Origin of the sequence: Bacillus sp. 95MFCvi2.1 (assembly GCF_000374965.1) — a bacterium.
Lineage (GTDB): Bacteria > Bacillota > Bacilli > Bacillales > Bacillaceae_G > Bacillus_A > Bacillus_A pseudomycoides.
The window spans coordinates 38,539-58,329 of the sequence record NZ_KB895696.1; the positions used below are offsets into that span (position 1 = coordinate 38,539).

Annotated in this window: 23 protein-coding genes; 17 read left to right on the forward strand and 6 right to left on the reverse strand. The window is 36.5% G+C overall.

The window, feature by feature from the left end; all coding sequences use genetic code 11:
* The first annotated feature begins 64 nt into the window (after nt 1–64).
* The 10 genes from C568_RS0111635 to C568_RS0111680 all read left to right on the forward strand — a co-directional run bounded on the left by C568_RS0111635 (nt 65) and on the right by C568_RS0111680 (nt 6,601).
* Complete coding sequence (locus C568_RS0111635; protein ID WP_029427204.1) at nt 65–862, forward strand: SDR family oxidoreductase; 798 nt, start codon at nt 65–67, stop codon at nt 860–862.
* Between the two features lie 276 nt (nt 863–1,138).
* Nucleotides 1,139–2,272, forward strand: a complete 1,134-nt coding sequence (ald, locus tag C568_RS0111640; protein ID WP_003201075.1) for an alanine dehydrogenase — start codon at nt 1,139–1,141, stop codon at nt 2,270–2,272.
* A gap of 145 nt (nt 2,273–2,417) precedes the next feature.
* Nucleotides 2,418–2,852 (forward strand): hypothetical protein, encoded by a 435-nt coding sequence (locus C568_RS0111645; RefSeq protein ID WP_006096153.1) that lies wholly within the window; start codon nt 2,418–2,420, stop codon nt 2,850–2,852.
* A gap of 40 nt (nt 2,853–2,892) precedes the next feature.
* The gene (locus C568_RS0111650; protein ID WP_231398710.1) at nt 2,893–3,189 is read left to right on the forward strand and encodes a phosphodiesterase; all 297 of its coding nucleotides are present in this window, start codon (nt 2,893–2,895) and stop codon (nt 3,187–3,189) included.
* A 26-nt stretch (nt 3,190–3,215) separates the two neighbouring features.
* Entirely contained in the window at nt 3,216–3,548 is a 333-nt protein-coding gene (locus tag C568_RS0111655; protein WP_003201081.1) for a cupin domain-containing protein, read from the forward strand.
* Nucleotides 3,545–4,339, forward strand: a complete 795-nt coding sequence (locus C568_RS0111660; protein WP_018781611.1) for a GNAT family N-acetyltransferase — start codon at nt 3,545–3,547, stop codon at nt 4,337–4,339. Before C568_RS0111655 ends, C568_RS0111660 begins: the two co-directional genes overlap by 4 nt.
* A 3-nt stretch (nt 4,340–4,342) precedes the next feature.
* The gene (locus tag C568_RS0111665) at nt 4,343–4,687 is read left to right on the forward strand and encodes a DUF6176 family protein (protein WP_018764482.1); all 345 of its coding nucleotides are present in this window, start codon (nt 4,343–4,345) and stop codon (nt 4,685–4,687) included.
* 133 nt (nt 4,688–4,820) lie between these two features.
* A complete protein-coding gene (locus C568_RS0111670; protein WP_018764481.1) occupies nt 4,821–5,330 on the forward strand; it encodes an RNA polymerase sigma factor in 510 nt (169 codons plus the stop codon).
* Nucleotides 5,311–6,330 carry an anti sigma factor C-terminal domain-containing protein gene (locus C568_RS0111675; RefSeq protein WP_018781612.1) on the forward strand — a complete coding sequence of 340 codons (1,020 nt, stop codon included), beginning with the start codon at nt 5,311–5,313 and terminating at the stop codon, nt 6,328–6,330. Before C568_RS0111670 ends, C568_RS0111675 begins: the two co-directional genes overlap by 20 nt.
* 64 nt (nt 6,331–6,394) lie before the next feature.
* The gene (locus tag C568_RS0111680; protein ID WP_018781613.1) at nt 6,395–6,601 is read left to right on the forward strand and encodes a hypothetical protein; all 207 of its coding nucleotides are present in this window, start codon (nt 6,395–6,397) and stop codon (nt 6,599–6,601) included.
* A 13-nt stretch (nt 6,602–6,614) separates the two neighbouring features.
* Here the strand turns inward: C568_RS0111680 and C568_RS0111685 are convergent, their stop codons facing one another.
* Nucleotides 6,615–7,448, reverse strand: a complete 834-nt coding sequence (locus tag C568_RS0111685; RefSeq protein WP_018781614.1) for a DUF2785 domain-containing protein — start codon at nt 7,446–7,448, stop codon at nt 6,615–6,617.
* Nucleotides 7,449–7,638: 190 nt separating this feature from the next.
* On the opposite strand from C568_RS0111685, the gene C568_RS0111690 reads away from it, so the two are divergent.
* Nucleotides 7,639–8,043 carry a DUF3221 domain-containing protein gene (locus tag C568_RS0111690; RefSeq protein ID WP_018781615.1) on the forward strand — a complete coding sequence of 135 codons (405 nt, stop codon included), beginning with the start codon at nt 7,639–7,641 and terminating at the stop codon, nt 8,041–8,043.
* A gap of 29 nt (nt 8,044–8,072) precedes the next feature.
* Here the strand turns inward: C568_RS0111690 and pepQ are convergent, their stop codons facing one another.
* Nucleotides 8,073–9,170, reverse strand: a complete 1,098-nt coding sequence (gene pepQ, locus C568_RS0111695) for a Xaa-Pro dipeptidase (protein WP_018781616.1) — start codon at nt 9,168–9,170, stop codon at nt 8,073–8,075.
* A 147-nt stretch (nt 9,171–9,317) separates the two neighbouring features.
* Between pepQ and C568_RS0111700 the strand changes: the two genes are divergently transcribed.
* Nucleotides 9,318–10,001 carry a metal-dependent hydrolase gene (locus C568_RS0111700; protein ID WP_018781617.1) on the forward strand — a complete coding sequence of 228 codons (684 nt, stop codon included), beginning with the start codon at nt 9,318–9,320 and terminating at the stop codon, nt 9,999–10,001.
* A gap of 36 nt (nt 10,002–10,037) precedes the next feature.
* Here the strand turns inward: C568_RS0111700 and C568_RS34705 are convergent, their stop codons facing one another.
* Nucleotides 10,038–10,196 (reverse strand): hypothetical protein, encoded by a 159-nt coding sequence (locus C568_RS34705; RefSeq protein WP_018764474.1) that lies wholly within the window; start codon nt 10,194–10,196, stop codon nt 10,038–10,040.
* 247 nt (nt 10,197–10,443) lie between these two features.
* On the opposite strand from C568_RS34705, the gene C568_RS0111710 reads away from it, so the two are divergent.
* A complete protein-coding gene (locus C568_RS0111710) occupies nt 10,444–11,757 on the forward strand; it encodes a DRTGG domain-containing protein (RefSeq protein ID WP_018781618.1) in 1,314 nt (437 codons plus the stop codon).
* 405 nt (nt 11,758–12,162) lie between these two features.
* Nucleotides 12,163–12,429, forward strand: coding sequence for a DUF3949 domain-containing protein (locus C568_RS0111715; RefSeq protein ID WP_018781619.1), 267 nt, complete (start codon nt 12,163–12,165; stop codon nt 12,427–12,429).
* A gap of 6 nt (nt 12,430–12,435) precedes the next feature.
* Here the strand turns inward: C568_RS0111715 and C568_RS0111720 are convergent, their stop codons facing one another.
* Nucleotides 12,436–12,741: a YtpI family protein gene (locus C568_RS0111720; protein ID WP_006096165.1), complete on the reverse strand. Its 306-nt coding sequence runs from the start codon at nt 12,739–12,741 to the stop codon at nt 12,436–12,438.
* A 439-nt stretch (nt 12,742–13,180) separates the two neighbouring features.
* On the opposite strand from C568_RS0111720, the gene C568_RS0111725 reads away from it, so the two are divergent.
* Nucleotides 13,181–14,113 carry a DHH family phosphoesterase gene (locus tag C568_RS0111725; RefSeq protein WP_018781620.1) on the forward strand — a complete coding sequence of 311 codons (933 nt, stop codon included), beginning with the start codon at nt 13,181–13,183 and terminating at the stop codon, nt 14,111–14,113.
* Nucleotides 14,114–14,161: 48 nt separating this feature from the next.
* On the opposite strand, the gene ytrI is transcribed toward C568_RS0111725, so the two are convergent.
* Both ytrI and C568_RS0111735 read right to left on the reverse strand, forming a co-directional pair.
* On the reverse strand, nt 14,162–14,665 hold the full coding sequence (ytrI, locus tag C568_RS0111730) for a sporulation membrane protein YtrI (protein WP_018764469.1): 504 nt from the start codon (nt 14,663–14,665) through the stop codon (nt 14,162–14,164).
* On the reverse strand, nt 14,662–14,997 hold the full coding sequence (locus C568_RS0111735) for a YtrH family sporulation protein (protein ID WP_026008455.1): 336 nt from the start codon (nt 14,995–14,997) through the stop codon (nt 14,662–14,664). Before C568_RS0111735 ends, ytrI begins: the two co-directional genes overlap by 4 nt.
* A gap of 117 nt (nt 14,998–15,114) precedes the next feature.
* Between C568_RS0111735 and dnaE the strand changes: the two genes are divergently transcribed.
* Together dnaE and C568_RS0111745 are read left to right on the forward strand one after the other, a co-directional pair.
* A complete protein-coding gene (dnaE, locus tag C568_RS0111740) occupies nt 15,115–18,444 on the forward strand; it encodes a DNA polymerase III subunit alpha (RefSeq protein ID WP_018781621.1) in 3,330 nt (1,109 codons plus the stop codon).
* A 133-nt stretch (nt 18,445–18,577) separates the two neighbouring features.
* The gene (locus C568_RS0111745; RefSeq protein WP_162473037.1) at nt 18,578–19,786 is read left to right on the forward strand and encodes an NAD(P)-dependent malic enzyme; all 1,209 of its coding nucleotides are present in this window, start codon (nt 18,578–18,580) and stop codon (nt 19,784–19,786) included.
* Nucleotides 19,787–19,791 lie beyond the last annotated feature (5 nt).

Genomic DNA, 19,791 nt, shown 5'->3' on the forward strand with positions numbered 1-19,791 from the left:
ACAGAATTTTGAAAACTCTGTTCCAATTCTTTTTAGTTGTAATTGTAGGGAGAACTTGTTACATATGAAGTATAGCAATTTAAAAGGAGGCATGTTTGTGAGACACGCGCTCATTACGGCCGGTACGAAAGGTTTAGGAAAGCAAGTAACAGAGAATTTATTAGCTAAAGGATATTCAGTAACTGTAACATATCATAGCGATACGAGTGCTGTAGAAACAATGAAAGAAAAGTATAAAAATATAGAAGAACGTCTACAGTTTGTGCAAGCAGATGTCACGAAAAAAGAAGATTTACATAAAATAGTAGAAGAAGCAATTAGCCGTTTTGGCAAAATTGATTTTTTGATTAATAATGCAGGTCCTTATGTGTTTGAACGTAAAAAGTTAATTGATTACGAAGAAGATGAATGGAATGAAATGATACAAGGGAATTTAACAGCAGTGTTCCGTTTATTAAAACTTGTCGTTCCCATTATGAGGAAGCAGCATTTTGGTCGCATTATCAATTACGGATTTCAAGGGGCAGATAGTGCACCTGGCTGGATGTACCGTTCTGCATTTGCGGCTGCAAAGGTAGGACTTGTTTCGTTAACGAAAACAATTGCCTATGAAGAAGCGGAATATGGCATTACAGCGAATATGGTTTGTCCAGGAGATATTATTGGTGAAATGAAAGAGGCGACAATTCAGCAGGCGCGTACGATGAAAGACATTAGAACACCAATTGGTAGATCTGGAACAGGTGAAGATATTGCTCGAACAATTTCGTTTCTATGCGAAGAAGATTCCGATATGATTACAGGCACAATTATAGAAGTAACAGGGGCAGTTGATGTTATTCACCGATATCGACAAAAATAGATAAAGTGAAACTTCCATCATTGGGGAGCTTTATCCCTCAATGATGGTTAGCCCTCACCAATCGGGCATTTATGGATAGTGTATCCCCCACCTGATTTTGGGGCTTTTTCATCTTGAGAGGGAGATATTACTGTCCGTTAATGAGGGGCAAAATCTATCGGAAAACTCGCATTATTTTTTGTCAAATATTGAGATATTATGTTAGAATATAAGAGCGTAGAAAGCGCTTTAAAAAATGATTCAGGGGTCATTTCATAACTCAAGGGGGAATTAATAATGCGTATCGGTATTCCAACAGAAATTAAAAACAACGAAAACCGCGTGGCAATGACGCCAGCTGGTGCTGTACATTTGGTACACAATGGTCATGAAATTTTTGTTCAAAAGGGTGCAGGTTTAGGATCTGGCTTTACAGATGAAGAGTACGTACAAGCTGGAGCAAAACTTGTTGAAACTGCTGAGGAAGCATGGAATCAAGAGATGGTTATGAAGGTAAAAGAGCCAGTAGAAAGCGAATATGGTTATTTCCGCGAAGGTTTAATTTTATTCACATACTTACACTTAGCTCCAGAACCAGAATTAACAAAAGCATTAATTGACAACAAAGTAGTATCAATCGCTTATGAAACAGTACAATTAGACAATCGTTCTTTACCACTACTTGCACCGATGAGTGAAGTAGCTGGTCGTATGTCTGCACAAATTGGTGCGCAATTCCTTGAAAAAAATAAAGGCGGCAAAGGTATCTTACTTGCAGGCGTTCCAGGGGTAAAACGCGGTAAAGTAACAATTATCGGCGGTGGCCAAGCTGGTACAAACGCAGCGAAAATCGCAGTAGGCTTAGGTGCTGACGTAACAATTATCGACTTAAGTGCAGAACGTCTTCGCCAATTAGATGATATTTTTGGCAATCAAGTCAAAACATTAATGTCTAATCCATATAACATTGCAGAAGCTGTAAAAGAATCTGATCTTGTAATCGGTGCAGTATTAATTCCAGGTGCAAAAGCTCCAAAACTTGTAACAGAAGAAATGATTAAATCAATGGAGCCAGGTTCTGTTGTAGTAGATATCGCGATTGACCAAGGTGGTATTTTCGAAACAACTGACCGCATTACAACTCATGATAACCCAACTTATGAAAAACACGGCGTTGTTCATTATGCAGTTGCAAATATGCCTGGTGCGGTTCCACGTACATCAACTCTTGCATTAACAAACGTAACAGTACCATATGCAGTGCAAATTGCAAACAAAGGCTACAAACAAGCTTGCCTAGGCAACTCTGCATTATTAAAAGGTATTAATACATTAGATGGTTATGTAACATTTGAAGCAGTTGCAGAAGCACACGGCTTACAATACGCTGATGCGAAAGAGCTTCTTGAAAAAGCTCCTGCTTTATCATAATAAATATTAGATGAGGCCCTCCTTGTGATAAGGAGGGTTTTTTGTTTGGAAATTTATCGGAATGGAATTTTTTTCTTGTTAATACGATTCCTCTTATGATAGTTTGAAATTATATATGTGAGATAGATTTTAGAGAGGGGATAAAATGGGGAGAAAAAGTAGCAAGAAAAAACAAATAAGAAGGCAGAAATATATAAAGAAAAAGCAGGAAACGAATATATCATTTCAAAAGAAGTTGGTTCTTAGTATAGAGAAAATAGCCAGATATATTAGTATGGTCATTTATGTAATCGTATGCTTTTTTGTGTTAGGTGTATTTTATCAGATAGAGATAAGACCTGAATTTTTGGAAGACATCTTACAGGGCATTGCTTTTTTGGTACCATTCGGTATGTTTTTTGTAGTGTTTGATAAAGTATGGCCAAGCCGTGAAAGTGAAAAAGATAAGAAAAGAAAGCGGAAAAGGAAACGCTCTTCCTATTCCTCCAGCTCATCAAGTGGATTTGTAAATTACAGCGATAACGATTGTAGTAGTGCAAGTGATAGTGGGGGTGGAGATTGCGGAGGTGGTGGGGATTAAAACTGAAAGTAATTTACTTTGAAATGTTTTATTTTTCAGAATGATGAAAGGCAAAAATAGATTTGGAAAAACGAGATCATTAGAATGGAATAGAACGTCGCGAAAAGGGTGCATAGCAATGAACTTAGCAAAAGAGTCAGAAGAAAAAGTACAAGAGAACAGTGAACTGAATGAAATGAAAGAAGCAATTGTTAAATTAGAACAAAGTGTACAAGAGTTAAAAGAAGAAGTAAAAAAGGTAAGGAAGAAAAAACAGGAAAAAGATATTGATTTTGGAACAATCGGCTTTTGGGTTTGTATGATGATTATTGCACTTGGATGGTTTTGGGGAAAATAATAAATCACTAGGAGATGAGGAGAACAATGGAGAAAGTGAATCTTTTAGAACTCACAAAAGATATTACAGAAAGGCACAAAAATTTTGTTGTATCGAATGTGAATAGTCATTGTTTACGAATTGCTGTGTTTACGGGGGAATATGATTGGCATCTTCACTCGAATTCGGATGAATTATTTATAGTACTCGAGGGAGAATTACTTATCGATTTTCAAGATAAGGATACAGCTGTATTAAAACCAAACGATTCTATTTTAATTCCAGCCGGTACCGTTCACCGAACAAGGGCACTACAGCGCACTGTTAATCTTTGCTTCGAAAACTTAGATGCGGATACCGTTATTGTGGAGAACGTATGAGAAAGTTAGCGTTAGCAGAATATCATACGATTCTTCCAGTTTTAGAAGATAACAAACAGACATCTACTTTTGCTTATGCAGTATGTGATCGAATAATAGATGGTGAGATTTTTGTAAATGAGAGATTAACAACAGGAATGATTGCGACTGCTAATGGCATTTACTATCTGTTTGGAGATACACATGATCAGGAATTTCAACACACTTTGTTTTCTTATATTGAAAATGATGTTTTAACAACGGAGAAGCGATTCACATTATTTGTTTCTAGCATAGAGTGGGAAAGCATTATTGAAAATCATTTCAAGGATTCTTTTAGAAAAATCCCTCGAAAAAAATTTCTATTTCAGAGAGATATCTTTGAAGATAGAAAAAGAGAATTAGAAGATTCTACATACAAAGTTAAGCGGATTGATAAAAACATAATCGAAAAAAGTACTGAATTTACGGAACAGTATTATACAGAATATTGGGGATCAAAAGAAGTGTTTTTGAAGCGTGGTTTTGGATTTTGTATTGTACAAGATCAAAAGGTAGTGGCTGAATGTGTCTCAATTTTTAGAAGTAATGGTTTTGCTGAAATTGATATCGCAACAAATCCAGACTATCAAGGAAAAGGGCTCGCTCGATTAGTCGCAACTTATTTCATAGAACATTGTATACAAAATAGTATTACGCCGTGCTGGGATTGTAATGTGGATAATATACCCTCACAAAGACTTGCTAGTAAACTAGGTTTTGACCATCCAATGGAATATGTTTTATATGTACGTAAGAAAGTAGAGGGATAAAACATGAATGTCGAATTAACAAGATTCAAAGTGAAGCCAGGGAAAAGTCACCGTGTTGATGAATGGATGAAGATGCTAAATGATCATATGAAAGAAGTGTTATTGACATTAAACGACGAGAAAATGTATGTAGAGACAATTTTCCGGGAAATAAGAGATGGAGAAGAATATTTGTATTGGTATTCTGTCCAAGGAGAAGGCGGGATAGCTATCGAAGCTTCTCGGCACGAAGTTGATAAAAAGCATTTGGAATTTTGGTATGAATGTATTGATGAGGAAGCACCTGCTGACCATATGAAAACAGAAGTTGTCATGATTCAAGATGTTGTCAAAGAGGCGATGAAATAATAAAATAGTATTCTTTGTATATACGAAAAAGCACATCAGAATAGATGGGCTTTTTTATTTGTGAAAAATTTTCAGCAGAAACTTGTATACATTTCAAGCTCTCAAACGTTGAGTATATAGGAAGGAGAGCAGAATGAGTCATGAAACGTTTGAATCATTATTAATAGAAAAATCGAAGGCAGTTTATAGTTACTTAATTAAAATTGGCGCAGAAAGAAAAGAAGCAGAAGATATTGTACAAGATACGTTGTATAAAGCTCTTCTACTTATGGAGGAAATACCGTTAGAACGATTAACACCGTGGTTATTCCGTGTTGCGATTAATCAGCACCGCGATTTGTATCGAAAGAAACAAAGATTGAATCCAATTGCGATTGAATCAGTTGTTTTAATCGGTCAAAAGTCATTAGATGAAGTTCTTCTAACAAGTGAGCTTCAAGGAGAAGTACAAGAAATATTAGAGTCGATGACAGAAGACTATCGGCATATGTTATTGCTGAAATATGAATATGAGCTCTCTTATAAAGAAATCGCCGTTTTATTAAGTGTGAAAGAAGATACAGTGAAAACAAGTTTGTACCGAGCACGAAATCAATTTAAGAAATTGTATAGGAGGAAAGGCGATGAGCCGGAAAGATTTTGAACTTGATATGGATGAGAAGCAGATGAATGCATTGATGAAGAGGGCAAAGAGGAAACAGCTTCTGCGAAACTGGATTATTTCTATTTGTGCGTCTGTTGTAGTTATCGTAGGACTGTTTTTAGGAACAACATATTTTTCACAACAAACTTTTGAAAGGATGGAAAGACAAGTGGCTGCGTTACATACTGTCCAAGGACCGAATATACGCTTTAGTGGCAGTGTTGATTTAAGTAATAGTATGACAGGTCGAACCATCATATATAACTCTTATAAAAATATAGCGGGACAACCAGTAAAATGGGCAAATGAGATGTATGAATCAGGTTTATGGAATTATAGGATGATGCACTATGATGGTGATCTTGTTAGGTTAGATGAGGAAGAGGTGAATAAAGAGGAGGAGAATATCAAATTACCAGATTATAATGTTCAAACAATGCAAAGAGAGATGCGATTTTATTTACCTTTTGTTACGTATGAAAATTATGTGAATGATTTAGCGGATATGGGAGAGTTACAAAATAAAGTTGCGGAAGTAGCGTTATCTTTTGATAAAGCATATACAGCTGAGCAAATTGTAGAGATGTTACCTAAAAATATACAACCTGTTTGGTTTTGGACAGATACATATAATGAAAAAAATGCGGATACATATGTAGGATTAAAAGATCCGAAGAGTGGAGCGGTATTAAATACTGTAATGGCTATCGATGTATTTGGATTCGAGGGGAGTTACGCAAAAGCACAAGAAAATATTAAAAATGATGTAACAAGAAACTCAAAAGAATTTCTGTATCAAATGAAGTATTTAGCAGAGAATAGTGAAGGGATACCAAGTGATTATTTCAATCAATATTATAAAGAAATAAAAAATATCAAGCCCAAAGACTTACCGATCTACGGCGTAGTCGTAACAGGAAAAACAGAGGATTTAAAAGATTTACAAAGTTCACCGTATATAAAAGCAGCTGTAAGAGGTGTAACAGTTGAGAAATATTGATTACGAAACATTAATTAGAATAATCTGAAAATTTATGGTATAATATGGAGAAAAGGGGGCCTATATGAAGCAAATACATGGAGCAATCTACATCTACATAACAATGTTTTTCATTGGAACGTCTTATGGTTTAGGGCATTTATACTCGCACCCGATTTTAACTTTTTTGAGCGGGACATGTATGGCCATTGCGATTTGTATACACTTTTTCTCAGTTTGGATTGTAAAGTTTCAACTAAATATTAGTGAGATGGAAGAAGGCACTTTTTAAGTAGCCTTCTTTTTTAGTAGTATCTGTTTAACTCTTTTAATAATATTTCAATTTGTTTCTCCGCTTCTTCACACATGGATAAGGTTCTTAATCTAAAGAATAGGCTTCGTAAGAATGATTTTACATTTCCATACAACGTTTCATAAGACACGATAGATAATTCTGCTTTTTGAATTTGCATTTGATTAACTAAGGAATGTAAGGCTGCAATGAGTTCTTTTTCATCTAAACCATTTTTCAGCATGGCAATGATAGGAGTGATAATTCGCTCATCTTCTTCGTACTTGTAATACATTGTATGCACATTTATCTTTTCTAACAAGGTTTGTAGTATTTCAGGATAATGGAAGACTTCAAGTTTCGGGTTTATAACAAGTTCATCGAATGTATCTGAGACGTGAGCGATGCTGTGAGCCCAACCTCGGTCGTTAACATATCCGCGAAAATCATGTTCTTGGTTCATATATAAAATTAATTTGTCTTTCACATCTAATATGTCAGACGGTGATAAGAAGTTATGTTTTGTATCGGCGTTTATGATTAAAGCAATTAATAGTGTTGTAAATGATCGGGTGAACACAGCATCTTTATCTTCTGTAGTGATTTTATAAAATAAATATTGTTCGCTTATACTTTGTGATAATAAGTGCTGTAATTGAGTTTGTGTAATATGGTCATTTATGATGAGGTGCCAAAAGGTCGTATAGATTAATTTGTCTCGTAAATAGCCGTCTGGTGTGCCGATATGTTGGAGCATTTTTGAACTTAAATCCTGAATGTCTATCGTGGAATCTATGGCGTATTGGTTAGCTTTTATTTCTTCTAATTGTTTTTTAAGTTGTTGCATGTAATCTCTCCTTTTTATTTAGAAAATTCTGTATTTTAATGTTATGATAGAAACGGAGAATATACAAGAAATAAATGCCTTTCTTCAACAAGTCAATCATTTATTGAGGATTTCAAAAAAACGATTAGAGACGAACAAAAAATGTTAGAAATAGGATTGATTAATGAAGTTTCTATAATGGAGGCATGAAATGAAGAGAAACACATGGATGTTGTGTGTGTATGTTTTATGTACCGTTTCTTTCGTGATATTAACAGCATGTACACGTAATGAGCAAACTGAGAATGAGCCGGTGAATATACAACAACAAACAGAAAAAGGTGTTATGGAAGGATACGTTATAGTGAAAAATACAACTGTATATTTCATTAGTAACAAAAAGTTCAAAACGAAAAAAGGGTTGCAGGAGTATGTGGAGCTACAACAACATTTGGATACCCCAGCGGACACGATTCTACATTTTGGTGATAAAAATGCATATAAACAGTTGAAATCAGGATATAAAATAAAAGTATGGTTTTCTAAGATACTTGAAAGTTACCCAGGGAAAATGACTGTTAATCAGTTTGAAATCGTAGAGAAAAATGGTATTTAAAAAAGGTAGCGTATTCGCTACCTTTTTTCTTATTTTACAAACTGTAATTCTTTTGGGAATTTCGTTAAAATTTCTGATCCATCTTTCGTGATGTAGATATCATCTTCAATACGAACGCCACCTACGTTTGGTACGTAAATACCTGGTTCGATTGTGAAGACCATGCCTTCTTTTAATAGAGACTCGTTTCCTTCTTTTACATCTGGATATTCGTGTACGCTAATGCCAAGTCCATGACCAAGACGGTGTGGGAAGAATTCTCCGTAACCTGCATCTGCGATAACAGAGCGAGCAGCATTGTCAATTTCGCCAAGTGTAACGCCTGGTTTACAAGCTTCAACCGCTTGTAATTGTCCTGCTAGTACAGTGTTGTAAATACGTGTTTGTTCTTCTGAAAGATCGCCAAATGCGACTGTACGTGTAATGTCAGAGCAATAACCGTCAATGATTACACCTAGGTCAAATAGTACGAAGTCACCGCGCTTCATTTTGTTTCCACCTGGGATACCGTGTGGCAAGGCAGAGTTTGCACCTGCTAATACCATTGTGTCAAAGGACATTTTATGTATACCTTTTTTCTTCATTTCATGTTCGATGATTGCTAACACTTCTAATTCGCTGCGATTTTCTTCAATTGCATTTACACCGATTTCAACAGCATAGTCTGCCATGTGGGCTGCTTGACGCAAAATAGAAAGTTCTTTTTCGTCTTTAATTAAACGAAGTTCGCGTACTTTTTCTTCAGCGGATTTGAAAGATGCTTTCCGGAATAATTTTGTTAATTCTTCATAGCGCTCTACATTTAAATGTTCTTTTTCAATTGCCACTGCATTTACATCAATGCCGCGATCTGCGATTGCTTTTGCAATCATATCCCATGGCTTGTCTGTATCAGTAAATCCGATAATTTCATGTGCCCAGCCAGCGTTTCTAGCTTGACCTTCTTCCATTTTAGGACAAATTAAAATTGGTTCTTTTTCTTGGAATACAAATAGACCGAGTAGTCTTTCGTGTGGTTCGCAATGGAAGTTTGTCATATAGAAGACGTTTGGTGTAGAAGTTAAAAATGCAGCTTCCACGTTCTGTTCTTGTAGCCATTGCATTAAGTTTTCTAATCTAGTATTCATAAATTCGCACCTCCGAGATTTTAATTACATATATAACTTTACATCGGATGAAAGTGTTATGACAAGCAAATCGCTGTTTGAAAAGACAGGAAATTGTGAAATCATGTAGAATAGAAGGTGTGAATGTGAATAAGGAGGAATGTAACAATGAAAGTATCTTATCACGGGCATTCAGTTGTAAAGATTGAAACGAATGGAAAGGTTATCTTAATTGATCCGTTTTTAACAGGTAATCCGAAAACAGATTTAAAGACTGAAGATGTTAAGGTAGACGCGATTATTTTATCGCACGGCCATGGTGATCATGTCGGTGATACAGTAGCACTTGCGAAGAAAAATAATGCAGTTGTTGTAGCGCCGTTTGAACTCGCAACATTTTTAGGGTGGCAAGGTGTAAATACACATCCGATGCATATCGGCGGTTCACATGTGTTTAATTTTGGGAAAGTGAAATTTACACAAGCATTCCATGGGTCTAGTTATATTGATGAAGAAAACAAGACGATTACATATACAGGAATGCCAGCTGGAATTTTATTTACGGCAGAAGAGAAAACAGTGTACCATGCGGGAGATACTGCCTTATTTTCCGATATGAAGTTAATTGGTGCTCTTAATAACATTGATGTAGCATTTTTGCCAATTGGTGATAATTTTACAATGGGACCAGAGGATGCAGTGTTAGCTGCGGAATGGATTGGTGCTAAAACAGTTGTGCCGATGCACTATAATACGTTCCCAATTATCCAGCAAGACCCGCATCTTTTTGTCCAAAAACTAACAAGTAGTATAGGTAAGGTATTAGAAGCTGGAGAAAGTATTACACTATAAAAAACCCTTCATTTGAAAAGACAAGTGAAGGGTTTTTTATGTGTGTAAAATAGGTTTGAAAGTCTGTGCTTGTTTTGGTGTTTCTTTTATTTCCAGTAATGTTTGTTCCGGTGTTTCATTTAATTCCATTGCAATTTTTTTGCCATCAACGAAAGCTAAAAATACAGCACCTACAACTTCTAAAAATTTTTTCATTTTCATTCGCTCCTTCGTTTGATTTCTTGTCTTTATTGTATCTTGGAACTAGAAAACAAACCATCGAATGAGATGACAATAGTCTTACACTGGTGTAAGAATGTGACTGATAGAATGTAAGGGTCATTTTTGTTATAAAAAAAATAGTACAGATACATAAAAGTACAGTGTAACAGTTTCGGAAATATAGTATACTAAAAATACAACACATGAAGAATTTAGGGAAAAGAAAGTATGGTGAAACCATTTGGCTACCAAACATAATCAAATTTTAGAACATATTAATAGCCTACCGGTAGGGCATAAAATTTCTGTGCGCCAAATTGCAAAAGATTTGAGTGTAAGTGAAGGAACGGCCTATCGTGCGATTAAAGATGCAGAGAATAAAGGATATGTTAGTACAATTGAACGTGTCGGAACAATCCGAATTGAACAAAAGAAAAAGGAAAATATTGAAAAACTAACATATGCCGAAGTGGTCAATATAGTCGATGGCCAAGTGCTTGGAGGAAGAGAAGGGTTACATAAAACATTAAATAAATTCGTGATTGGGGCCATGAAATTAGAAGCGATGATGCGCTATACAGAAGCAGGGAACTTGCTAATTATCGGTAACCGTACGAATGCACATCAACTAGCATTAGAAGCAGGAGCTGCAGTATTAATTACAGGTGGATTTGATACAGAAGATCATGTGAAAAAGTTAGCAGATGAATTAAAGTTGCCGATTATTTCAAGTAGCTATGATACATTTACTGTAGCAACGCTTATTAACCGTGCCATTTATGATCAGCTTATCAAAAAGGAAATTGTACTCGTTGAAGATATTTTAACGCCAATTGAAGCAACGTTATATTTAAAACCTAGTGATAAAGTAGCGCAATGGCATGCGTATAATAAAGAAACAATGCATGGGCGTTATCCAATTGTAGATGAAAATAAAAAGGTATTAGGAATTGTTACTTCAAAAGATATGATTGGCATCGCAAAAGAAACACCAATTGAAAAAGTGATGACAAAGCAACCGATTACAGTGAATGGGAAAATGTCTGTTGCAGCGGCAGCGCGCATGATGGTATGGGAAGGGATTGAACTTCTTCCTGTTGTCGATGAAAGCAACCGATTGCAAGGGATTATTAGCCGTCAAGATGTACTTCAAGCATTGCAAATGATTCAACGTCAACCGCAAGTTGGAGAAACGATTGAGGATATCGTCACAAATCAATTTGTGACTCCGAAAGAAGCAAAGAATGAACACAGTTATCAATTTTCTGTGACACCACAAATGACGAGTTCATTTGGAACATTATCATATGGTGTATTTACAACCGTTGTCACAGAAGCAACAAATCGCGCCATCCGTGCGCAGAAAAAAAGCGATTCAATTGTTGAGAATTTAACAATTTATTTTGTAAAGCCGGTGCAGATTGATAATGTTGTTTCTGTACATCCAAAGGTATTAGAAATCGGTCGTAAATTTGGAAAGGTAGATGTAGAAGTGCGTCACGGAGGAGAGGTTGTTGGGAAAGCGCTATTAATGGTGCAGCTGATTGACCGATAAGTATGGAAAAAAGCTGAATGAAGAATCCCTTTTATGGTGAGATGTTCATTCAGCCATTTTTTTATAAAAGTGTATGAATACAGCTAATAGTAATGAAATGGTGAGGAAGATTATATTCCATGAAGTAAAGGTGATAGGAGAATCGGGATAGTAATGTTTCGTATGCCAAATTTCGTATAGAGCGTTTAGAATGAGCGTGATGATAGGAGCTAAGAAAATTTTCTTCATGATTAACGCATAAACCTAAACCAATGACGATAAAAGGAACAATGCACAATTACATAAGAAACGGGTTAATTTTGTTAATCCAAACGCTAACACCTCCCTTTATTTGGTAGTTCGATTGTAGTATAATTGAATTATCAGATAATTGATATATATAAAGAAAAAAGGATGGTGTTCACTATGTCATCAGAGTTGCTCTTTTTTGGTGGTGTTGCATTGTTTTATTTTCTTGCCATGATACCTATTCAGTATCTTTACATTGAAGGACTAAATGAGCAAAAACAACAAACAAAGCTTTCACAACAAGAGTTGTATAAAAATATGTCTTTTGAAGAAGAACAATTACATTTTCACGTGCAAGGAAATCCTTTTAATATTCCACCTGCATTTGTTGCATATATGATTTTAAAAATAAAACAATGTAAAAAGCATCAGCATAAATGCTGATGCTTTTTACATTGTTTTATACGCTTCTGCTTCTTCGACTGCAAGAGGTGAGAAATGTTTATACTGACGGAATCCATTAAAAATACTCGCACCACCAAATAAGATAAATAACACGCCAACGATAATACGTGCGGTAGAGAGTTCTAAGAAAAATTGGTTTGCACCAAATAGCGCAACGAATACACCGAGCGCCATTGCGGATTTTCCAGCAAGCCATCCTTTTTCCATCGGACGATTTGTACGAAAATATTTTGTTTTATAGAAGAGATACAACATAAATGAGATGATAATACAAAAGACTAATACTGGCATGATATGATCCTCCGTTAGTTTGTATTTAGGTAAATTTAAAAATAAACCCCCATCGTTTTAGTTGGGAGAGAGTGTCCGCCCAAGCATAGAAGCGGTTAGTGCCTGTTTTAGCCCCATGCCGAGTGAAAATAAAGGGAGGGAATGAGTGGAGAATCCCTTTTGTTTCCATAGCCGAGACTGATATGGTGGGAAAATAAACTGGATAAAACTGAACTGAAACCCCATCGTTTTAGTTGGGAGAGAGGATCCGTTCATGCATAGAGGCGGTCAGATTCTGTTTCAGCCCCATGCTAAGTGAAAACAAAAAACATTATCGAAACTTTCTAACTATTATTATAAAGCAATTGTCCACATGGATAAATTATTTTCAGTTATAATGAAGGATAAAGTGAGAAAATTGATTACAGAGGTAGAAATCAATAAAAAGGAGACTATACATATGCACGAACAAATTTTAACAGCGATTAAAGAGTTTGATACGATTATTATTCACCGTCATGTGCGCCCAGATCCAGATGCATTAGGTTCACAATGTGGGTTAGGAACCGTTCTTCAAGAATCGTTCCCAGAGAAAAAGGTTTATATGGTTGGATACAATGAACCTTCTTTATCGTATTTACGAGTAATGGATGAAATTGATGATGAGACTTATGAAAATGCGCTTGTTATCGTTTGTGATACAGCGAACCAAGAGCGTGTTTGTGATCAGCGTTATACAAAAGGAAAGAAGCTTATTAAAATTGATCATCACCCAAATGAAGATCCATACGGGGACATTACGTGGGTTGATACGACATCAAGTTCTACAAGTGAGCTTATTTATGAGTTTTACTCTTACGGAAAAGATAAAGGTTTAACAATCTCAAAAGAAGCGGCTCGTCTTATTTTAGCTGGGATTGTTGGAGATACAGGTCGCTTCTTATTCCCAAATACATCAGCAAGAACACTTCGCTATGCAGGCGAGCTTGTAGAAATGGGAGTGGACTTTCCAGCGTTATATAACGAAATGTATAAAACGAAAGAGAAAATCGCTCGTTTAAATGGATTCATTTTACAAAACTTTACGATGACAGAGGAAGGTGCAGCTTATATTAAGCTGACAAAAGAAGTACTAGAAGAATTTGATGTACTTCCTTCAGAGGCATCTGGTGTTGTTGGAGCGCTTGGCAATATTGATGGATTAAAAGCTTGGGTTCTATTTCTAGAGGAGGAAGATGTGATTCGCGTTCGTCTTCGTTCAAAGGGACCGGTAATTAATAAATTAGCGATGCAGTATAACGGCGGAGGTCATCCGATGGCTTCTGGTGCGAAAGCATCTTCTTGGGAAGAAGCAGATCGTCTTTTCGCGGACTTGTGTGAGATCTGTAAATAAAACAAGTACTTCATGTGTTAAAAACAAGAAAAGTAGGGCTCAGAAGCTCTACTTTTCTTGTTTTATATTGATGCTAATTTCGAGCACAGTATCAAAGGAAATTGTTTCGATTTTAAAGCGGTAGCTTCGGTCATAATGTTTGTATACTTTATTTTCAATTGTTTTTATTAACAATTCTTTGTTTTTTGCTACGCTTTGAACGTTTTTTGTTACGAGGTGCTGGAGGTCTTCTTGAAGAGAAGTAATCATATTTTCAAGAGTAACACGGTCTAAATCGTATTTATCATGATTCGGAATCTCAATTTTAATTTCTTGGATCGTTAAAAGGCTTTTATTTTCCTCATTTAATTTAGTACGATCTTCCGTAAGAACATGAAGATTCTTTTTTAGCCTTGTAATTTCCGTTTCCTGAAACACAATTTTTTTTGCATAATCTTCTTGAAAAACGCCGTATATGTACAAAAAAATAAACCAACTCAAAATCCCTCCAACGGCAGCGCCACCTAAAAATAAATACCACTTTTTAGCTATTGTAGCGCTTGGAACCCTCATACATGATCCTGCGTAATCCATTTAATAATAATAAGGCCGGTTTGCATGCCGCCTGTTGCGAAAAAAATAAGTAAAATTTGTTTCACAATATCTTTTGTGGCACCTTCGAAAAAGGTTCGTTCAAAGCTATAAAATGTATCAAAAGTTCCGCCAATTGCTGCAACGAGTGCCCAAATACGTAAGTTTTCTGCGAATTGTTTTATGGCAGTAAGAGCTGGTTTTCCAACAAGAAATGCTCCAATTCCTCCGATTAAAGAACCACCAAGCATTACTCCAAATGCAATAAAGTAAGTTGTAATGAGAAGAGAGAAAAAAGTTTGTCTTACATCCATCGTCATTCCCCTTTCTCCTCCATATATATGGACAAAGTATAAGAAGTATGTTTTGATTTCCGCTTTCTTCATCACCTATAATGAAAGTAGTCAAATAGATAAAGAGAGGGTACAACAGTGAAGTTTGTGCATTTACAATGTCAAACCGTTTATAGTTTGTTAAAAAGTGCTTGTAAAATTGATGAACTTGTAAGCCGTGCGAAAGAGCTTGGATTTTCATCACTTGCAATTACAGATGAAAATGTGATGTACGGAGTGATTCCATTTTATAAAGCATGTAAGAAGAATGGCGTGCGGCCAATTATCGGATTAACAGCCTCTGTTTTTAGTGAGGAAGAAGAGCAATCCTATCCGCTTGTACTGTTAGCAGAAAATGAGATGGGATACCAAAACTTATTGAAAATTTCTAGCACCATCATGACTAAGTCTAAAGACGGGATTCCGAAAAAGTGGCTTTCTCATTATGCAAAAGGGTTGATTGCGATTTCTCCAGGAAAAGATGGGGAAATTGAACAGTTATTGTTACAAGGAAGAGACGAGATTGCTGAAGAAGTAGCTCGTGCGTATCAAAATATGTTTGGAAGTTTTTATATGAGTTTGCAGCATCACGCAATTCAGGATGAACTATTCTTGCAAGAAAAATTACCACAATTTGCAAACGAAATAAACATTCCAGTCGTTGCGACAAATGATGTTCGTTATGTGAACCAAAGTGATGCGCTTGTGCAGGAATGCTTGCTATCTGTTCAGAGCGGAACAAAGATGACTGATCCAGACAGACCAAGGCTCAAAACAGACCAGTATTATTTAAAATCATCGGCTGAAATGGAAGCTTTATTTTCTCATGCAGAAGAAGCCCTTCAAAATACAGTTCGTATAGCTGAACGTTGCCACGTAGAAATTCCTTTCCACGTCAATCAATTGCCAAAGTTTCCTGTTCCATCTAACAAAACATCAGATGCTTATTTGCGCCGCATTTGTGAAGATGGGCTAAATAAGCGATATGGGGCGGTTCAAGATGTACATAGGAAACGTTTGAATCATGAACTTGAAGTTATCTCTCGCATGGGATTTAGTGATTATTTTCTCATTGTTTGGGACTTTATGAAATACGGACATGAACATGGTATTTTAACAGGACCGGGCCGTGGCTCGGCAGCAGGTTCTCTTGTTTCTTATGTGTTAGAAATTACAGATATCGATCCAATTGAGTACAACTTGCTTTTTGAACGATTTCTAAATCCTGAACGTGTTACGCTTCCAGATATTGATATTGATTTTCCGGACATTAGACGTGATGAGATGATTCGTTATGTAAAAGATAAGTATGGTCAACTTCGCGTTGCCCAAATTGTTACGTTCGGAACGCTTGCTGCAAAAGCAGCGATTCGGGATATCGCCCGCGTAATGGGGCTTCCGCCGAGAGATATTGACATATTTTCGAAACTGATTCCATCAAGGGTTGGGATTACATTAAAAGAAGCATATGAAGAATCCGGGTCCCTTCGTGAATTTGTACAAGGAAATCTCTTGCATGAGCGTGTTTTTGAAATTGCGAAGCGTGTAGAAGGTTTACCACGTCATACGTCTATTCATGCAGCAGGAGTCATCATGAGTCAGGAGCCATTAACGGGAAGTGTTGCGATTCAAGAAGGGCATAACGATGTATATGTAACGCAATATCCAGCAGAAGTGTTAGAAGAACTTGGTCTGTTAAAAATGGACTTCTTAGGCTTACGTAATTTAACGTTACTTGAAAATATTCTTACATTTATTGTGAACAAAACAGGTAAACAAATTGATATACGGAATTTACCTCTTCAAGATGAAAAGACATTCCAATTACTAGGAAGAGGAGATACAACAGGTGTATTCCAGCTCGAATCTGGGGGAATGCGGAATGTACTCCGCAGTTTAAAACCAAATGAGTTTGAAGATATTGTTGCCGTCAACGCTTTATATCGTCCAGGGCCAATGGAACAAATCCCAACCTTTATTGAGTCAAAGCACGGGAAGCGTCAAATTCATTATTTACATTCAGATTTAAAGCCAATTTTAAAAAGCACATATGGCGTTATTGTATACCAAGAACAGATTATGCAAATTGCTTCGCAGTTAGCGGGATTTTCACTCGGAGAAGCCGATTTGCTCCGCCGTGCAGTGAGTAAGAAAAACCGTGAGATTTTAGATCAAGAACGAAAGCATTTTGTACAAGGGTGTTTACGAAATGGATACGATGAAACATCTGCAGAACAAATTTATGATTTAATTGTTAGATTTGCAAATTACGGTTTTAACCGAAGCCATGCTGTAGCGTACAGTATGATTGGATATCAGCTCGCTTATTTAAAAGCGAATTATCCTTTAGAGTTTATGACGGCACTCTTATCCAGTGCGATAGGTAACGAAGATAAGATTGTGCAATATATACGTGAAACGAAGCGCAAAGGTTTTCATGTTTTACCGCCGTCTCTTCATAGAAGTAGTTATAATTTCCAAATAGAAGGGAATGCAATTCGCTATAGTTTGCTTTCGATTCGAAATATCGGGATGGCTACAGTGAATGCGGTGATCGAGGAAAGAGAAAGAAATCCATTTCAAGATTTATTTGAGTTCTGTCTTCGTATGCCAGCAAAGTTTGTTACGGAGCGTAATTTAGAGGCATTTGTTTGGGCTGGCTGTTTCGATGATTTTCAAGTTTCGAGAACAACTTTGTTTAACAGTATTAAGGGTGCTTTAGAGTATGCAAGCCTTGCGCGTGAATTGGGGGAAGAAAGTGTCCCAAAATCAGTATACGTACAAGGAGAAGAGCTATCTTTTATTGAACAATTAAATAATGAGAAAGAAGCGCTTGGCTTTTATTTATCCAGTTATCCAACGGCGCAGTATGCAAAGCTTGTAAAAGAACTAGAAATTCCGTCTCTTGCGCAAGCGATGAGGCAAAAGCGAAACGTACAGCGTGCGATTGTTTATGTAACAGGTGTAAAAGTCATTCGGACGAAAAAATTGCAAAAAATGGCGTTCGTCACTTTTTGTGATCAAAATGATGAAATGGAAGCGGTTGTCTTTCCGGAGACGTATATTCATTTTTCGGAGAGGTTAAAAGAAGGTGAAATTGTTTTAGTGGAAGGGACGATTGAACAACGAAATCATAAATTGCAATGGATTGTGAACGGTCTTTATCCATTAGAACAAATGGATGTTTACAATGAAATGAAAGAAGCATCGATTTATGTAAAACTACCGTCGCAGTATGAAAAGAAGTTGTTAAATCAAGTTACAAAAATATTGTTTCACTATTCAGGTTTTGCGAAAGTACTAATTTATTATGAAAAGGAACATAAAATGGTACAATTATCTCGTAGTTTGTCAATTCATCCAAGTGAAGAATGTTTAGGAGCACTTCGCGAAATAGTCGGTGAGGAAAATGTCGTAGTGAAAATATAATGGACAATTTCCCTATAGTTCGATTATTATAGTAATAGTGTTCGTGGTCAGACCACTTGGAGAGAATGATATCAGCAAGAATAATTTGAGGAGAGTGGATAGTTTGTCAACACTTCGTGAAGAAGCACTTCACATGCATAAAGTGCATCAAGGAAAATTAGAAACTGTATCAAAAGTAAAAGTAGAAAATGCTAAAGACTTAAGTCTTGCGTATTCTCCAGGGGTTGCAGAACCTTGTAAAGAAATTTATGACGATAAAAGTAAGGTATATGAATATACAATGAAGGGAAACATGGTAGCAGTTGTGACGGACGGAACAGCTGTACTTGGTCTTGGTAATATCGGACCAGAAGCATCTCTTCCAGTAATGGAAGGTAAAGCTGTATTATTCAAAAGCTTTGCTGGCGTAGATGCATTCCCTATTGCTTTAAATACAAACGATGTAGATAAAATTGTTGAAACTGTAAAATTAATGGAGCCGACATTTGGCGGTGTAAACTTAGAGGATATTGCAGCACCCAACTGCTTTATCATTGAAGAACGTTTGAAAAAAGAAACAAATATTCCTGTATTCCATGATGATCAACACGGAACAGCTATCGTAACAGTAGCAGGTCTTGTAAACGCACTTAAGCTAGTTGGAAAGAAAATGTCTGACATTAAAGTTGTAGCAAATGGTGCAGGTGCAGCAGGTATTGCAATCATTAAACTTTTATATCGCTATGGTGTACGCGACATTATTATGTGTGACCGAAAAGGTGCGATTTATGAAGGTCGTCCTGTTGGTATGAATCCGGTGAAAGATGAAGTTGCAAAATATACGAATAAAAATCGTGTAGAAGGTTCATTAGCGGATGTTCTGCAAGGCGCGGATGTATTTATCGGTGTATCTGTAGCGGGTGCATTGACTGAGGAAATGGTTCGTACAATGAATGACGATGCAATTATTTTTGCAATGGCAAACCCAGTTCCAGAAATTATGCCGGAACTGGCAAAAGCAGCAGGAGCAGCTGTTGTTGGAACTGGTCGTTCTGACTTCCCGAACCAAGTAAATAATGTACTAGCGTTCCCTGGTATTTTCCGTGGTGCACTTGATGTACATGCTACGCAAATCAATGAAGAAATGAAAATGGCAGCTGTACAAGCCATTGCAGAGCTTGTAGCGGCAGATGAGCTAAATGCAGACTATATCATTCCAGCTCCGTTTGACGCGCGTGTAGCGCCTCAGGTGGCGGCTTATGTTGCAAAAGCTGCGATGGAGACAGGAGTAGCTCGCCGTCAAGTAGATCCAAATGAAATCGCTGAGAAAACAAAAAATTTAGCGTTGATTGGTAAAGAGTAAGCGAG

Excerpts from the sequence above, each read along its gene's own strand:
- C568_RS0111690 (WP_018781615.1), top strand. The coding sequence starts at position 7,639 with ATGAAGAGAAACACATGGATGTTGTGTGTGTATGTTTTATGTACCGTT.
- C568_RS0111635 (WP_029427204.1), top strand. The coding sequence starts at position 65 with ATGAAGTATAGCAATTTAAAAGGAGGCATGTTTGTGAGACACGCGCTC.
- C568_RS0111645 (WP_006096153.1), top strand. The coding sequence starts at position 2,418 with ATGGGGAGAAAAAGTAGCAAGAAAAAACAAATAAGAAGGCAGAAATAT.
- C568_RS0111670 (WP_018764481.1), top strand. The coding sequence starts at position 4,821 with ATGAGTCATGAAACGTTTGAATCATTATTAATAGAAAAATCGAAGGCA.
- C568_RS0111725 (WP_018781620.1), top strand. The coding sequence starts at position 13,181 with ATGCACGAACAAATTTTAACAGCGATTAAAGAGTTTGATACGATTATT.
- ald (WP_003201075.1), top strand. The coding sequence starts at position 1,139 with ATGCGTATCGGTATTCCAACAGAAATTAAAAACAACGAAAACCGCGTG.
- C568_RS34705 (WP_018764474.1), bottom strand. The coding sequence starts at position 10,196 with ATGAAAAAATTTTTAGAAGTTGTAGGTGCTGTATTTTTAGCTTTCGTT.
- ytrI (WP_018764469.1), bottom strand. The coding sequence starts at position 14,665 with ATGAGGGTTCCAAGCGCTACAATAGCTAAAAAGTGGTATTTATTTTTA.
- C568_RS0111655 (WP_003201081.1), top strand. The coding sequence starts at position 3,216 with ATGGAGAAAGTGAATCTTTTAGAACTCACAAAAGATATTACAGAAAGG.
- C568_RS0111700 (WP_018781617.1), top strand. The coding sequence starts at position 9,318 with ATGAAAGTATCTTATCACGGGCATTCAGTTGTAAAGATTGAAACGAAT.
- C568_RS0111720 (WP_006096165.1), bottom strand. The coding sequence starts at position 12,741 with ATGCCAGTATTAGTCTTTTGTATTATCATCTCATTTATGTTGTATCTC.
- C568_RS0111735 (WP_026008455.1), bottom strand. The coding sequence starts at position 14,997 with ATGGATGTAAGACAAACTTTTTTCTCTCTTCTCATTACAACTTACTTT.
- C568_RS0111685 (WP_018781614.1), bottom strand. The coding sequence starts at position 7,448 with ATGCAACAACTTAAAAAACAATTAGAAGAAATAAAAGCTAACCAATAC.
- C568_RS0111650 (WP_231398710.1), top strand. The coding sequence starts at position 2,893 with ATGATGAAAGGCAAAAATAGATTTGGAAAAACGAGATCATTAGAATGG.
- C568_RS0111660 (WP_018781611.1), top strand. The coding sequence starts at position 3,545 with ATGAGAAAGTTAGCGTTAGCAGAATATCATACGATTCTTCCAGTTTTA.
- pepQ (WP_018781616.1), bottom strand. The coding sequence starts at position 9,170 with ATGAATACTAGATTAGAAAACTTAATGCAATGGCTACAAGAACAGAAC.
- C568_RS0111675 (WP_018781612.1), top strand. The coding sequence starts at position 5,311 with ATGAGCCGGAAAGATTTTGAACTTGATATGGATGAGAAGCAGATGAAT.
- C568_RS0111745 (WP_162473037.1), top strand. The coding sequence starts at position 18,578 with ATGCATAAAGTGCATCAAGGAAAATTAGAAACTGTATCAAAAGTAAAA.
- C568_RS0111715 (WP_018781619.1), top strand. The coding sequence starts at position 12,163 with ATGTCATCAGAGTTGCTCTTTTTTGGTGGTGTTGCATTGTTTTATTTT.
- C568_RS0111665 (WP_018764482.1), top strand. The coding sequence starts at position 4,343 with ATGAATGTCGAATTAACAAGATTCAAAGTGAAGCCAGGGAAAAGTCAC.
- C568_RS0111680 (WP_018781613.1), top strand. The coding sequence starts at position 6,395 with ATGAAGCAAATACATGGAGCAATCTACATCTACATAACAATGTTTTTC.